A 15,245-nucleotide genomic window follows, 5' to 3' on the forward strand; every position below is an offset into this window, starting at 1 on the left:
TTATGGAAGAAGTACTTCAACAATTAGCAAATCTTCAATATATCGACAGCAGAATAGACGAGCTAAAACAGCTGCGAGGAGATCTGCCGGAAGAAATCCTTGATATTGAGACAGACATCAATCGATTCGAAGCCAAAATTGAGCGGCTTGAAAATGAACAAAAGGAGCTAAAGGTTGAGCAAGATAACCTTGAGCTTGAAATTAAAGACGCTCAGAATAAGATGGACAAATATGAGGAGCAGCAAATGTCGGTGCGAAATAATCGTGAATACGATGCGCTGACAAAAGAGATTGAGTCTCAAAAGCAGGTTATTGAGAATGCAAATTCTCGCAAGGAAGAGATCGAACAGCGTTTAGAGCAGATTGGACCTGAAATTGAAAAATATCAGGAACAGCTCGATCAAACCAAGGAGCTGTATGAACAAAAGCAGGCTAACCTTGAAGAGGTGAAAAAGGACACCCAGAAAGAAGAGGATATGCTAGAAGACAAGCGGGCAGAGGTCGAAGAAAATATCGACGACCGCTATCTGAGAAGCTATAATCGACTTCGTGATGGTTTGTCCAATGGCTTAGCTGTAGTGCCAATGGAGAAAGGAGCTGCCCTGGGAATGGCTTTACCGCCTCAAACACAGGTGGAGGTTCGTCATAAGAATAAGATTATTATTGACGAGAATAGTGGCCGTATTGTAGTTCATCCCTCTTTCTTTGAAAATGCTCAAGAGCAACTGTCGCTGTAGAGAACTAGCCAAATAAGGCTTTATTAAAAAGATGTACGCATCTAGATTGATGTGGTACATCTTTTTTGTTTTGAGGATATAATATTGCCACTTATAAAAGTGTTATATTTAAGTAGGATGGTTGGGTAATCGCTCATCTGCGCCTTACTTTAGGCGTAAGTGAGAGGAAAGTCCGAACACCAACGAGTACTGTGCTTCCTAACGGGAAGATCCGGCTAACCGGTTAGCTAGTGCCACAGAAAACAGACTACCCTGCCTTGTGCTGGGAAAAGGTGAAAAGGTGAGGTAAGGGCTCACCGCTCCGGTGGTAACATTCGGAGGCTTGGTAAACCTCACAGGGTGCAAGCTCACGCAGACCGTTGTGCAACTCGTCACAATGCGGTCGGGTGGAGTGCTTGAGCCCCGAAGCAATTCGGGGACCAGATAAATGATTACCATCTGCCTGCGGGCAGTTACAGAATTCGGCTTACAGACTATCCTTTCATTAATATCAGAAGGCTACCCGAGCAGGGTGGCCTTTTGTATTTTGGCCAGTAACTGCTTATTGCCGTTTATGATTCCAGGTATTTTGCCGGATCTTGCTGATAGAATCTTTTAAGCTGTTGGTACAGTTCCGGGTGTTTTTGTTGTAAAGCTTGGGGACGTTCAAAGAAGTTTTCAGTAACGACAGCAAAAAATTCGGCCAGATTAGTAGCTCCATACTCATCAATCAGGGTGTGTTGATTCTTTTTGATAGCTTTGAGTAGTTTATTGTACTCTTTTCCTACAACCCATCCCCAAGACAAGAAGGTAGAGTCATTACTGTTGGCTTCTATCTCAGACGTTGCGCCATAGTCGTAATCAAGTTGATGGGCAAATTCATGGAATACCAGGTTTTGGCCATCATTAATGTCGGAGGCGCCTTTTTTGACCTCATCCCAGGCCAGTACTACATGACCGCGTGACCAAGCCTCGCCGTGCCGTCGTTGGTATCCTTCTTCTACAAAAAAGCTGTTACGATTGCTTTTGACTCTTGCAACATAGGTTTCGGGGTAGATAAGCACGGATCTAAGTCCTTCATAAAAAGAGGATAAGTCTTCAATTCCTAAAAGGAGAATGCAAGCTTGGGCCGCTACGGTAATACGTATCTCATCTGTAATTTTGAGGCCGGCACAACCCTCAAAGCTTTTTTCCTTGATGAAGATATTGATGAGTCCCTTTAGCTTTTGTTTAAGCTCTGGCGGAAGATGTTTTACATAAGGCACTTGCTGGCGAAGAATAGGGCGCCATTGCTCAGGAAAGTTTTTTTGCATCAAGCGTTTTCGCTGCCACTTCTTAAAGCTAAACATGAAAAAAGGTATTACATATTTACTTTGTACGTGCCCTTGTATTTACGATCCAGTTCACGCTTCATGTCACGTTCTTTAATATCTTCACGTTTGTCATGTTGTTTTTTACCCTTGCCAATACCGATAAGCAGTTTGGCGTATCCCTTTTTAAAATACAGCTTAAGGGGCACCAAGGTATACCCTTTTTTAGAGACCGCTTTATCCATATCCCGAATTTCTCGTTTATGGAGCAAAAGTTTACGGTCACGTCGCTCATCATGGTTTTCAAAAGAAGCATGTTTATATGGTTTAATATACATGTCATGTAGCCATACTTCCCCATCTTTTAGGTAAGCAAAAGCCTCGCTGAGGCTTGCGTTTCCTTCCCGGAGAGATTTCACTTCTGTTCCCTTTAGCGCTATGCCCGCCTCGTAGGTCTCCTCAATACGAAATTCGTGACGTGCTTTCCTGTTTTTGATTGTTGGTGGTGAGTTGGACATTTGTTGAAGCGGTTAAAAGTATTGGTAGTTCGGAAGCCTTAAATATCAGTGCTGTTATATTTATCTAACGTCAGGCTATCATCAGTAATCAAAGCCCAGCTTACGCAGATCACTGACGATCTCTTCGCCAGGGGATTTGTCAGGCATAGTGCTGTAAATTCCCATAATTTGTTTAATCTCTTTTCGGGCCTTTTGGTTTTTAGGATTTAAGTTAAGCACTTTAATGTACTGTTCCAGTGCTGACGTCATGCGATCACGCATTGAGCTATCCTTTGGCCCCCTGTACTCAAGATATAAACCATAATTCAGGTACGTTTTTTCTTTAAGTCGATCCAGGTTATCAGTTTTGGTTGGATCTGAATCATTGAGCACTTGTATTGCCTGTGAATAATTATCTTCGGAAATAAGTTGATCAATATGTTCATTCAAGTTTTCGGGGGAATCACTAGAGCATGAAATAAACAGGATTAATAATAATAGTAGGGAAAAATAACGCATGTGGTGGTACTGGTTAAAAGTTATGCTGGTTAGATTCTGTCAGTTAAAGATAAACAAAAGATTGCTAGATTAAATACAGGGGATTGGGGCTTATGCAGAGAATGAAAATAGCCATACTTAGCCACCCCAGAAATTTTCGAGTCGAATCGAGTTCGCGTTCACGCAGGGCCGGAGGATGTTCAACGCCCACTAGATAGGCAATAAAGAATGACCAGACTACCCAAATTAAAGATCCTGAAGTAGAGATATTACCTACATAAAGATAGAGGTAACCGGCTGAGAGGGCCATACTGCTGCCTAATACTGGTAAAATCCATTCAAGCTCATTGTGGAAAGCTTTTCGTAACAGGGTATAAAGAATGCCGGCCCAAATAATCCAGCTTAAAACACCATAGCTGTTATCGAAGTCTGCCAGCGATAAATGAATGAAAGGGATAGCCTCAACACCGGCCAGGGTGATAAGAATACCGAAAAAGATACGAGCTACTTTTTTATGATTTTCATACCCTATTAGGGAGTAGAGAATATGCCCCCCGTCGAGCTGCCCTATGGGGGTAAGGTTTAAAGCCGTAAAAAAGAGTCCCAGCCATCCAGCAAATAAAAAAGGATAGTGGTACATTTCCCACATGGGAGGTACATTTTCAAAGAAGGAGGCTAAAAATCCATAAAGCAGGGTATTGCCTACCATTAGTAGTTGTCCATCTGTTTCTTGCGGTGGGTTTTCGGGGTATACACCTTGTTGGGCTACATATTGTTTTACTTCTTCGTGGCCCTGAAAATTTTGTATATAGCTGGCGTCCGGCAGTGTAGAAAAGCCGTAGAGCAAAATGAGTAGTGACACTAAAAAGCCGGCCAACGGCCCTGCAGCTCCTACGTCAAACATCTTATAGGTATCATTAATCTTTTGTTTAATACGGATGACTGCTCCTACCGTGCCAATACCTAAGGGGATTGGTATAAAATAAGGTAGGGTGACTTTAATATTGTGATAGAGAGCTGCAAAATAGTGCCCAAACTCATGGACCCCCAAGAAACCCAGTAGAAGTCCGGCAAACAGGGCGCCTCGATAGAAATCAGAAAGATTGGGAAGCCCCAAGGGGAAAAGACTCGGTTCAAATCCCACAAATCCTGCCCCAGCCAAAGAAACAGTAATAACAGTCAGCAGAAAGAGCCCCAGATGTTTGGCAATTGTTATAGGATCCAGATCCCTTTTGGCCTGCCTGCTGATGGAATGCTGAGTGTTAAGGTGATCAATTGTGAAGTTTTGTGTCTCGTTTGTAGTCTTGTTGTCCAAAGGTAAAGATGATTTATGTTGCTCTTGCAATAGGCATTGTCATACACCGGGCACCGCCGCGTCCCCGGCAGAGTTCATGACCTAAAAAGCTGATTGCAATTTTATGTTCTGAAGGATCGAATGAGGTATTTTCAAACTCTTCAATAAATTCATATTGATTCATTAGTTCATAGCCGTGCTTTTGTAACTCGCGAAATGTATTGGTGTTTCGTTCGTAACCTACAATAGTGCCCGGGGCTAGTGCAAAAACGTTAGCGCCGTCGGTCCATTGTTCACGAAACTGATTTGTTCTTTGTTCCCCTCCGCATTTTATAAACGTAAAGTCATGTCCTATAAGTTCTTCTAATGCAATCTTTAATGAAGGCATTGATTGGGCGATAACAGATCCATTTTGGGAGTGTAACGCTACAATGTTGTTCTTCCGTTCATTAATCGCAGGGGGAAAAGCCACACATTCATTTTCACTGGCAAATGTAAAGATGGTATCAAGATGCATCGAAGAGCGTTTTTTGGGGATGTCAACAGCCAGCACGTGTTCTACCCCATGATTTAAAAGTCGCTCTGTTGCTGTCATTAATCCACTGAATGAAGTACGCTCACTCATCCCGATAAGCACAACCTTATCAGATGCGACCAGTACATCACCGCCCTCAATAGACTCTTGATCCGAAATTTTGATGATTTGGTCTTGGAATTGCTCAAATAGTGGGTGAAAACGCACCATCGTTTCGGTCAGAATAGATTCTCTGAAGCGTGCTTGTTTTGCCGGCCGCGATAAAAGGATGCTGTCATTAACAACTACGGCAAGGTCGCGTGTAAATAGCATATTTGGGGTGGGATGCATTGTAAATCCTGGAATTGATGAGGTGGTACCCTCAACAAAAAATTGTAACAGCTCTTCGGGGTCAAGCTGTAGCAGATCTTCTTCAATGGTATGAAGATTTTCCTGTTTTAATTCTTTAATCATGCTTTCAATGCAAAAGCGGCGGGCATTCTCTTTTTGGAAACATTCCAGGAAAAGGTCAGTAATTTCATAAATTTTTCCATCATCTGGCATTGCTGCTTTAAAGACTTTTAGCATATCGAGGTGCTCTTTTCGGGCATCTTCTTCAAATATAATATCATCGAACAGCAATTCGTCTTTAAGTTCGGGATTTACCAGAGATACTTCAGTTCCCGGGGTATGAACAACTACACTTTGTAACCGATTTGTTTCGGAGGTAATAGAAAGAGGCATAAAACTTAATAGATTTTAAAATGAGCCGATAACAATAATAATGGAGGTCAGCATTGGGTGTTAGCTGGAATAAAATATCAGCGAATGCAGTCCTCTAATATACGCTTTGAATAAGCAATTTTTAAATCCTCATTTAGTGGAATAATCTGTAAAAAATTGTCTATATTTTTTCCGCACGTTTTTTGTTTCAAAGCTGTTAAGAAGTGCAAGCATAGAACTGATGAACTTTATGAACTGGTGTTAAAATGTCTTCAAAATCAGAAATAGAATCTCTGGTTTATCTGTTAGATGATCCGGATCCTTATATCCATACAGAGGTAAAAAATCGACTTTATGAGCTCGGTGAGCAAGCAGTACCGCTTTTAGACCAACACAAAAGTGAGGTGGAAAATGAAGAAGATCGTGAGCTTATACGGGAAATTATTCAGTGGATTACCTATAGCAGTGTTGAAGAAGACTTTTTAGATGTATTAGAAGGGGGTGTTAATAATCTGAAACAGCTTGAAGATGCGGTTTTTATTTTATCCCGATTCGAAAATCCTACATTGCGAGAGAGTGAGTATAAACATAAGCTGGATCGTTTTTCGCAGATGATCGGTGATGAGGTTCGGTACTCGCTTGATGACAGTCAAAAGATGCATGCCGTACTCGATTTTGTTTTTACTGATCTTGGATTTACGGGGAGTACTACTGATTATTATAACCCGGAAAACTCATTTCTTCATCGCGTAATTGATCGTCGCGAAGGGCTACCTATCTCACTGGCATTGATTGTGTTATTTTTGGGGCGACGTCTAAACCTCCCGTTTCATGGGGTGAATATGCCTATCCATTTTATGCTGAAATATAAAGGTGAGGTTGAGGAGGTCATGATCGATCCTTTTGATCATGGGAAGTTGGTGAACTATAATCAATGCTACTACTTTTTGAAGCAGAATGGAGTTGAGCCGCAAAGCACACACTTTGAAACCGCTGATGAAACGGAAATTCTGGCTCGATGCATTCGTAATTTAATAAACAGTTATGAAAAGCTGGACAAGTTGGATATAGTTGAAAGCCTTAAAAAATTACTTAATACCGTTGAAACATTGGTCCGTCAATAGCACTGATATTCAGATATTTTGAAGTTAAGAACTTTATAACCATTTTATAGCGCGTCTTAAATGACGTCTCTCTTGATGAATAAGGAGGCTCTGCTTTGATCGGCAGGGCCTTTCTTTTTTTATAGTAATGCCTTTAAAGAGGATATGTATGGGCGACAATATTTACAAGAGATGATAGATATATAGCAAAAGGTGGTACGTTTATAGTGTAAACCCAAAGGCATCTTTTTCTTCATTCGTATACTCAAAGGGATTAATCTGTTCGGCCAGGTCATAAAAAGAGTTGGCTTCATCTTTGTTGCCGCTAAACTTGTGAATATCACCAGCCAGTTTATAAAGCATCGGATTAGCAGGCGTATGTTCCATAAGCTCTTTAAGGAGCGGGATGGCCTGATCGAGATCCTTATTTTCTACTTTTATGGCCAGGCGGTAAAGGTCAGCTCGTAACGATTCATTTTGCGGTTTTAGTTGGTCCAAATAGTGCATGCAACGAGAGTAGATGTTGCGGTTGTAATAAAAACGGACCAGCTGGTAAATTAATGATGCCGGTAATTCAATGTCATCAAGCCGATCTTCTAGTCGCCTCATAATTTCACGTTCATCCATTACCATAAAAAGATGGACTAGCTTGCAGAGCGTTTCTGCGTCGTGGCTAGCTTTGAGGATCTCTGTCTTCAATTCATCAGTGAAAAGTTCTTTGAACTGTTTTTTAATTTCTTTTTCAGGGAAAAGCGGGTTGACGAGATTGTCGAGTGCCAATAACTGATCAAAAGTACTGAGTGATTTCAATTCTTCTTTTGAAAAGACTTCTACGTCCCATTTTTCATTAAAATAAGAGACATTTCGCCAATACTGTTCGCTTTCGGTGTCTAAGTCAAGTGAAAACGTAGTAGTACCAAAGTGGTGTTGCACATTAACGTGGGGTGCAATGCCTATTTTGTTTCCATTTTTGCGGGCTTGAAAGCAGAGGTCGATGTCTTCAAAAAAGGCCAGTTGGAACTGCTCATCCATTTCTAGTTTTGCGTCCATTCGGACCATCATACAGAAGCTATCGAGGTATTCGGCGCGAATTAGCTTTGGGTCTGAGTCTTCAACATTCCGTTCAGCCTGGTCGGGATTCAGTGTTTTGTTAGTGCTAGGACCAAGTATTGCAAACTCAGGATGAGCATCCATAAGCTTTTTTAGCTGGGAAAGGGCATCACTAGTAAATTCAACATCGTTATGAATGATACAGGCATATTTGCCAGTTGCTTTTTCGAAGCCCTGATTTACAGATGCGGCAAATCCTGCATTTTTATTATTGGTGATAACTTTACAGTTCAGAAACTCTTTTTCCTTTAGTTCATCAAGATAATCATGGGTATCATCAAGGCTGGCATTATCAACAACTATAAGTTCGAGTCCTGAAGTGTTGCACTGTTCAGAGACCGATAATAGGCAATGTTCCAGGGCCGGTTTGCCATGGGTGGTAGTGGGGATTATTAAGCTTAGCTCAATATCTTTATCTTTTTCGACATTTTCTTTTTTTGTAGATCCCTCTTTGGCTGAAGGTTGTGGTTCTTCAACTTGATGAGATTTATTAACTTCATGTTTAAGTTCAGAAGCTTCGACAAAACGTCGTTTTTTTTCGAGGATCTCGATTTTAAGCTGTTGGGCTTCTTTCTTGCTGGGTTCATTTTCAAGAACCCTTTCAATGAGTTCTAAGGCTGAATTAAAGCGTCCATCCTTTTTCATTTGGAGCGCTTCAGCCAATAGTTCATTATCAAATTTTTTGGTAGGAGGCATGCCTGGGTCGCCACCCAGGGTGCCTAGCTTATTCAAAAGCTTATTTCGCTCTTCACCTGAAATATCGGCTTGTCGCATTATTGTTATCAGCAGTTCCTGCTTGCTGTATGTTTCATTATTTGGCCGATCAATGAAACTGCTGGGTGTATGCCAGTCAACGGCTGATGTTAATGTGGAAATATCCCCAAGTCGGGCAGCTAGCTCTAAACTGTGGTAATGCTGCAGGTAGGGATTAAAAAAGTGGTTAGCCGGAGGGATTGACGCCAGATTCCAGATAAAATCGCCATCAAGGGGCCAGTTATTTTCCAGAACAAGATTAGCCCACTGCTGGTGGGTTGATGGTAAATTATAACCCTGGGTAAGGGCAGTACTGTCAGAGTTAAGGAGTTGACGTAGACGTTGGTTAAGCTGTTCCTCGTCAATACTATCAATAGTTTCGGGCGCCCAGAAAAGCGGAGCATTACATTGTAATATCGCTTCGTTTAATGAGTTGCCGCGACCTGTCGGTTTTGGGTGAGGATAGTAAAATGTTTGTTCATGTTGATGAAAGTCTAACAACGATTCAATTGCATTCTTACTTCCATCAGTAGAACCATCATCAATCAAAAAAAGCTCAAAGGGGATCGTATTGAGCTCATATAGCGATGTTAGGGTTGCTTCAACAACATCCCGTTGGTTATGAACAACAATAGCTACCGAAAGAAGCGGTTTGTTAGGCATAGGTTTACGTCCACGAATAATTAATTAGTTCACCGAAATATACGAGGTGTAGTTTAAAAGGCGAAAATAATTAGATTCGTTTATATGCTTATATTAAATTTATAAAATCCATACTGGAATTGTTCTATTTTCAAATTTGCAGAGAGTTATTTATTTACTAGTTGCTTTGTAAGCAACATTTTCAAAGTAAGCTATTGTTATTGAAGATTTATATGAGTATTAGATCCAATTAACAATATTGCATTGTGTTTTTTAATTGTTGACTTTCTTTTTTAAATGCATTTATTCATTCTGCTCAAAAAAAGAAAGTAGTATTAATGGAATATTATATGAGTATGTCTGATCTAACAATAAATGCGATAACGAAAATATAAGCTAATAAAGAAATTTATGAGTTCTATTAACAAGTTGGGTTGGGTGGCGGTACTGACGATCATCTTTTTAAGCGCATGTAGTTCAATGGGTAACCTGGGAAGTTCAGGAGTTGTTTATAACAAAAGCTATAACAAGATGGGCAATGTTGTTGAACAAGCTATTAAGAGTTATTCTTTAAGTATTGATTCGGTGAATAATGTCAGTGATAAAAAGGTTATTATAGTATTTAGTAAAGCGGCAACATTAAGAGATCGGAATGTACCAAAGGATAAAGCAAGTGTTACTATAGAAAGTCTGCAAGAGAACAAGACAAAGGTAATAATAGATAATCCTGATTATCACTTTACTATTCCGAATCACGAAAAAGTAAACTATAAAAGCCTTTTGAAAAAAAGAATTGATACGATTTTAGGAATGTAGCCTTACCCTGTTATTGATGGTTAATGAAAAATTATAGGGTTATAATTGGTGTTCATGTATGAAGTAGTAAGTGAGCTGAATGGCCAATTTGTTATACTAATCTAATTTGTGAGTTATTTATAGAAATGAAGTGGCAGGCTGTATTTTTTCATGAATATAAATAGTGTCACAGAAATTATAGATGAAGTGCAGTTGCTATTACAAACCTGTATTACAGGGTTCTCTACATTTTTAAGTATTAAGTAGAAGTCGTGATTGGTAGTGATATATATTTTTTTAAATTGGCATAATAATCTATTTGTACAATAATAGAAGAACCGATCAGTTTAACGAAAATGAGTATCTATTAATGTCTAAAGAGTCAACCGATCGCATTTCCAGTTCGGGGATGGATAGAGAAATTGAAAAGAAAAAATGGTCTCCTAAACGTATTGCTGTCATTGTGAGTGGTATAACTATGTTAGCACTGTTTGTATATAGTTTTGCTTTCATGGATAGCCGTTCCACACTCAATGTTGATCGAGAAAAAATAACCGTACGTTCGGTACATAAAGGTTCATTTCAGGATTTTATTCGTGTGACAGGTACCGTACAGCCGATACAAACTATTTACCTGGATGCTATTGAAGGGGGAGTAATAAAAAATATATATCAGGAGTCAGGAGCATTGGTGGAAAAGGGAGATACTATTATTACGCTTTCTAACTCAGATCTTAGGTTGCGCGTACTTCAACAGAGTTCAGCTATCTATGATCAAATTAATCAGACTAGAAATTCAAGGCTTAATATTGAACAGAATACTCTGAGTCTTAAAGAACGATTGGCAAATGCAGAGAACAGGCTGGAGATAGCAAAATCAAAGTATGAACGTCAGAAGAGTTTAATAGCTAAAGAATTATTGGCCGAACAAGATTTTTTGGAAACGAAGGAGAATTACGAATATCAGAAAAAACGGTATAAACTTATTTATGAATCATTCAGACAAGATTCTTTGCAGTCGACTCAACAGCTTCAACAAATAGATCAATCGTTGGATAGAATGTGGCGCAGTTTAACAGCTGTGCAAAAAATTTTGGATCGGTTGATAGTAACAGCTCCTATATCAGGTCAGCTTTCGACTATAGAGTTAAATCCCGGCCAATCGATAACGACTGGGGAGCGTATTGGGCAGATTGATATTTTGGATAATTACAAGGTTCGCGTGGATGTTGATGAGTTTTATTTATCGCGTATTACGAAAGGTTTACAGGGAACCTTCGATTTTAGTGGGGGTACTTATGAACTGAAGATTACAAAGGTCTATCCTGTTGTGGAAAACGGGCAGTTTAAAGTGGATATGGAATTTGTTGGGGAGGCCCCGGAAGGGTTGACTCGTGGACAGACATTGCGAATTCGATTAGAGATCAGTGATCCTTCAAAGGCCCTGTTGGTAGAGCGAGGAGAGTTTTATCAGCATACAGGGGGAGACTGGGTTTATCGAATTAAAGACAAGGGGGAACGAGCCGAAAAGCAAGATATCCAGATAGGCCGACAAAACCCCAAGTATTTTGAGATATTATCGGGATTAGAACCAGGCGATCAGATAATAGTTTCTGGTTACAGTACCTTCGGTGATAATGAAGTATTGCATTTAGACTAAAATAGAATATAGTTGTTAATTTAAATCTTCTACAAAAGAAGAGAATATCTGAATATTTCAGGGTATCAAGGAAATTCAAATATCTTGATATACTTTTAAAATTCATCATACTAAAACACATTGAGATGATTAAGACAAAAAACCTTAAAAAGATTTATACGACCGAAAAGGTAGAAACGACTGCACTAAATAATGTAACTCTGGAAATAGATGAGGGAGAGTTTTGTGCAGTTATGGGGCCTTCGGGATGTGGAAAATCTACATTGCTAAATATCCTTGGATTGCTCGACAATCCTACTTCAGGAGAGTACCATTTTATGGGACAGAATGTCGCAGGTAAATCGGAGCGGGAACGAGCTCGATTACGAAAGGGCAATATCGGGTTCGTATTCCAGAGCTTTAACCTCATTGATGAGCTTAGTGTTTTTGAAAATGTAGAGCTCCCACTGTTGTATTTAGGGGTTTCAAGTGATAAGCGTAAAGAAAAGGCGGAGGAAGCGTTAGAACGTATGAGTATGATGCATCGTCGAGATCATTTTCCTCAACAACTATCAGGCGGGCAGCAACAGCGAGTTGCCATTGCTCGAGCTGTAGTTGCTGATGCAGATCTCATATTAGCTGATGAGCCTACTGGAAATCTGGATTCAGATCATGGAGATGAAGTGATGAAAGTATTGGCTGAGCTGCATGATCAGGGTACTACTATCGTGATGGTGACCCACTCACCGCACGATGCCGATTATGCAGAAAGGGTAATTAATCTTTTTGATGGTCATATTGTCACCGAGGGTATGCAAGAAAGCTTCCATGTATAAGTTTTTTTGAACAGGAATTGAATAATGGCCATAACATTTCTTTACCTATACCATATACCAGTACACTATCATGGCGGCTGTAGTGTTGGTACTCATATTCTTATTAGAACAGTCAGCTGATCTGTTTTACCCTATTTAAATGTCGTTAATTTAAATAGCATTAGATTCGCCCAGTATTGTCATTGTAGTTTCATCCAGTGATAACTTGCGAAACGGGTGGGGTTTAATTACCTAAATATTAAAATAAATTAATATTTAGGTAATGCTGTAACATTAGGCATCCTTGATACTCTTATCATATATAAATCATCAAGCTTTTTAGGGTTATTAATAATTAAATAATGATTAAGAATTATCTGAAGGTTGCATTTCGTAACCTCAAAAAAAAATCTAGTTTTGCTGTTATAAATATTTTGGGTTTGGCTATCGGCATTACTTGTTGTTTGCTGATTGCCACTTTTGTGCTGAACGAGCTTAGTTATGATCAGTTTCATGAAAAAGCTGATCGTATATATCGAGTTACCCAAAAAACAGTAACCTCATCTAAAGAAGAGGTAGGGGCCAGTACTCCCTTTCCGGTGGGACCAACTCTAAAAAATGATTATCCGGAACAGATAGAAAAGACAGTGCGCTTCTTTGATATGCAGGAAGAGGTGCGTACTATCATTAATTTAGAGAATAAGGAGTCATTCAGGGTAGATGATTTTTATGTGGTGGATTCCACATTTTTTGATGTTTTTACTGCTGAGTTAGCACTTGGAGATCCCGAAGAAGTTCTTGACGAACCGATGTCGGTCGTTATTACCGAGAAACAAGCTAATCGGATTTTCGGAGATACAAATCCTATCGGTAAACAGCTTAGTTTTAAAGGGTCCGAAACTATTACAGTGACGGGAGTACTTAAAAACATGCCGGAAAACTCCCATTTTAATGTTGATATGCTGCTTTCATTTAACAGCTTTAAACAACTATTCGGAACAAACTCGTTTACAAAAAGGTGGTACTGGAACCCCTGTTGGACCTATATATTATTGGACGAAGGAGCTTCCGCAAAATCGTTAAAGCAACAATTTCCCGACTTTGTGGAAAAGAATTATGCCAATCGTGAAGAGGGGGAGAAAATATCGCTGGATCTACAATCATTAACCGATATTCATTTGTATTCTGACCTTGATATGGAGATGGAACCCAATGGGTCTATATTTCATATCTACCTTTTTTCGGCTGTTGCATTGCTAATATTGTTGATCGCATGTATCAATTTTACCAACCTTAGTACTGCACGTTCTACTGAGCGGGCCCGTGAAGTAGGGATGCGAAAAGTTTTAGGGGCGAGTAGGAGACAATTATTCTATCAGTTTATGGGAGAGTCATCTATAATGACATTCTTGGGTTTCTTAGCAGCTATTGGGGTAACGTATGGGAGTCTACCGTGGTTTAGTGATTTTGTGGGCAAACAGTTTAATGTTGGTTTAATGGGAGGCGGTTCATTTGTTTTGTCATTAGTAGGGCTGTTCGTTTTGGTAATGTTGTTTTCTGGGATGTATCCAGCGCTTTACTTATCAGGGTTTACGCCTACAGCTATCTTGAAAGGAGGAAATAGCAAGAAGGGGGGCGGTAAACTGTTTCGAAAAGGGCTGGTCGTATTCCAGTTTACCCTTTCTGTAATGCTGATTATTGGGACGGCAATTGTTTATCTACAACTCCAGCATATGCAGGATAAAAAGTTGGGTTTTGATGAAGAGCAGGTAATGGTAATGCCTATTACACAAACTCTTATTGCCTGGGAATTTCCGGAATTTAAGGAGAAAGCACTAAAAAGTGCGGCAGTAAAAAATGTTACAGGCATGAGCAAGGTTCTGGGATCTGACCGACAAACATTCACAAAGTTCACCCCTGCTAATGTACCTGACGCTCCTCCAACTAATATGGTACTTCATGTAACCCATGACTTTATTGACTCTTACGATATTGATGTGGTTGCAGGACGGGCTTTTTCCAAGGATCATCCCACCGATCCTGATCAGGCAATTATTATCAATGAGGCTATGCTAAAACAGTTGCAGGTTGATAACGCAGAGGAAGCTATTGGTAAAATGTTTTATTATAAAAAATCAGGGGACAAAAGAGAATCTTATAAAGTGATAGGCGTGGTAGAAGATTTTCATTATACCTCTATTAAAAAGGAGATTTCTCCACTTGTTATAAATGTTGTACAAAAGGAGAGAGCTCGCGTTGTGAGAATTGAGTTTGCATCGGTTCGTTTGGCTGCTAACAGGGTGCAAGAGGGATTAGAGCACATCCGAAAGGTATGGAAAGAGGTGAATCATATTGACCCTTTTACTTATACGTTCCATAATGAAGAACTTGAGAAAGTCTATTCCTCAGAGAAAAAAATGGGCACGGTGGCCGGTATATTTTCTATACTCTGTATTTTTGTAGCTTGTTTGGGGTTGTTTGGATTGGCTTCATTTACGACCTCGTTGCGAACTAGGGAGATCGGCATCAGGAAAGCACTGGGGGCGACGGTACCTAATATTGTGACTCTTCTCACTAAAGACTATGTGAAGCTTATTATTGTATCGAATGTTATAGCCTGGCCTGTTAGCTATTACTTTGCCAGCCAATGGCTACAAAATTTTCCTTCTCATATCTCTTTGGGGTGGGATATTCTTCCCGTCTTTCTCGCGGTGGGTATTGTCAGTTTACTTATCTGTATACTTACAGTAAGCTACCAATCGATACGGGCTGCTCTTATCAATCCCGTAGACAGTATTTATCAAGAGTAGAAACGTGTTGGTAGGTATCTGTGTGG

General features: G+C 39.8%; 12 protein-coding genes and 1 other RNA gene. 7 read left to right on the forward strand and 6 right to left on the reverse strand.

The annotated features are described in order from the left end of the window. Positions 1-2: 2 nt before the first annotated feature. Positions 3-737, forward strand: coding sequence for a zinc ribbon domain-containing protein (locus FCN14_RS10570; protein ID WP_138431249.1), 735 nt, complete (start codon positions 3-5; stop codon positions 735-737). A gap of 113 nt (positions 738-850) precedes the next feature. Next, positions 851-1,222: RNase P RNA component class A (gene rnpB, locus FCN14_RS10575), an RNA gene on the forward strand. A 66-nt stretch (positions 1,223-1,288) separates the two neighbouring features. On the opposite strand, the gene FCN14_RS10580 is transcribed toward rnpB, so the two are convergent. The 5 genes from FCN14_RS10580 to FCN14_RS10600 form a co-directional block, all read right to left on the reverse strand. Then, positions 1,289-2,065, reverse strand: a complete 777-nt coding sequence (locus FCN14_RS10580; protein ID WP_138431250.1) for a M90 family metallopeptidase — start codon at positions 2,063-2,065, stop codon at positions 1,289-1,291. Positions 2,066-2,076: 11 nt separating this feature from the next. Next, a complete protein-coding gene (gene smpB / locus FCN14_RS10585) occupies positions 2,077-2,544 on the reverse strand; it encodes an SsrA-binding protein SmpB (RefSeq protein ID WP_138431251.1) in 468 nt (155 codons plus the stop codon). An 81-nt stretch (positions 2,545-2,625) separates the two neighbouring features. Next, entirely contained in the window at positions 2,626-2,973 is a 348-nt protein-coding gene (locus tag FCN14_RS10590) for a hypothetical protein (RefSeq protein ID WP_171032889.1), read from the reverse strand. A 133-nt stretch (positions 2,974-3,106) separates the two neighbouring features. Continuing rightward, positions 3,107-4,336 carry a site-2 protease family protein gene (locus tag FCN14_RS10595; RefSeq protein ID WP_246043147.1) on the reverse strand — a complete coding sequence of 410 codons (1,230 nt, stop codon included), beginning with the start codon at positions 4,334-4,336 and terminating at the stop codon, positions 3,107-3,109. Between the two features lie 13 nt (positions 4,337-4,349). After that, the gene (locus FCN14_RS10600) at positions 4,350-5,573 is read right to left on the reverse strand and encodes an arginine deiminase (RefSeq protein WP_138431253.1); all 1,224 of its coding nucleotides are present in this window, start codon (positions 5,571-5,573) and stop codon (positions 4,350-4,352) included. Between the two features lie 245 nt (positions 5,574-5,818). Here FCN14_RS10600 and FCN14_RS10605 point away from each other — a divergent pair, with 245 nt between their 5' ends. Continuing rightward, positions 5,819-6,676: a transglutaminase family protein gene (locus FCN14_RS10605; protein ID WP_138431254.1), complete on the forward strand. Its 858-nt coding sequence runs from the start codon at positions 5,819-5,821 to the stop codon at positions 6,674-6,676. 201 nt (positions 6,677-6,877) lie between these two features. Here the strand turns inward: FCN14_RS10605 and FCN14_RS10610 are convergent, their stop codons facing one another. Further along, entirely contained in the window at positions 6,878-9,181 is a 2,304-nt protein-coding gene (locus tag FCN14_RS10610; protein ID WP_138431255.1) for a glycosyltransferase, read from the reverse strand. Between the two features lie 390 nt (positions 9,182-9,571). On the opposite strand from FCN14_RS10610, the gene FCN14_RS10615 reads away from it, so the two are divergent. The 4 genes from FCN14_RS10615 (at position 9,572) to FCN14_RS10630 (ending at position 15,219) form a co-directional block, all read left to right on the forward strand. Further along, the gene (locus FCN14_RS10615; protein ID WP_138431256.1) at positions 9,572-9,976 is read left to right on the forward strand and encodes a hypothetical protein; all 405 of its coding nucleotides are present in this window, start codon (positions 9,572-9,574) and stop codon (positions 9,974-9,976) included. A 349-nt stretch (positions 9,977-10,325) separates the two neighbouring features. Further along, the gene (locus FCN14_RS10620) at positions 10,326-11,615 is read left to right on the forward strand and encodes an efflux RND transporter periplasmic adaptor subunit (protein ID WP_212747620.1); all 1,290 of its coding nucleotides are present in this window, start codon (positions 10,326-10,328) and stop codon (positions 11,613-11,615) included. A 125-nt stretch (positions 11,616-11,740) separates the two neighbouring features. Further along, positions 11,741-12,430 carry an ABC transporter ATP-binding protein gene (locus FCN14_RS10625; protein ID WP_138431257.1) on the forward strand — a complete coding sequence of 230 codons (690 nt, stop codon included), beginning with the start codon at positions 11,741-11,743 and terminating at the stop codon, positions 12,428-12,430. Positions 12,431-12,771: 341 nt separating this feature from the next. Continuing rightward, a complete protein-coding gene (locus tag FCN14_RS10630; RefSeq protein WP_138431258.1) occupies positions 12,772-15,219 on the forward strand; it encodes an ABC transporter permease in 2,448 nt (815 codons plus the stop codon). Positions 15,220-15,245: the final 26 nt, after the last annotated feature.

Origin of the sequence: Fodinibius saliphilus (assembly GCF_005869845.1) — a bacterium.
GTDB classification, from domain to species: domain Bacteria; phylum Bacteroidota; class Rhodothermia; order Balneolales; family Balneolaceae; genus Fodinibius; species Fodinibius saliphilus.